General features: G+C 68.7%; 1 pseudogene. It reads right to left on the bottom strand.

From position 1 onward, the window contains the following. Positions 1-251, bottom strand: a pseudogene (locus AOK00_RS41090) (sugar hydrolase); the annotation flags it as partial. Between the last annotated feature and the right edge of the window lie 145 nt (positions 252-396).

The raw sequence follows: 396 nt of genomic DNA on the forward strand, positions 1-396 counted from the left end.
CAGGGGTGGAAGGTGCCGTTCGCGTCGGCCCAGCCCTGCCGGCCCGTCGAGAGCTCGGTGCCGAGGTTGTAGACGTAGACCTGTTCGCCGCGGCCGGAGTTGTTCGTGAAGGTGAGCGGAATGGTCGCGGGGACGGCGGCTTCGACGGTGTCGGACGGGCCGGCGACGGTGACGACGGTGCCGGTCAACGCGGCGGCGGCCAGGGTCACGAGTGCGGCGCGGCTGTGCCTGCGCCTGCGGTGTGCGGACACGTGGGGCTCCTCGGAGGTGGGGACTCCGTGTGGGGGGAATCCGTGGGTGGATGGGGGCTTTTGAGTCCTGGGTGGCTTGAGAGCGCTCTCAAGAATGGTGAGAGTGAGATGAACCTGTCAATGGTTGGGGCGGGTGGTGTGGGGT

Origin of the sequence: Streptomyces aureus, assembly GCF_001418135.1 — a bacterium.
GTDB classification, from domain to species: Bacteria; Actinomycetota; Actinomycetes; order Streptomycetales; family Streptomycetaceae; genus Streptomyces; species Streptomyces aureus_A.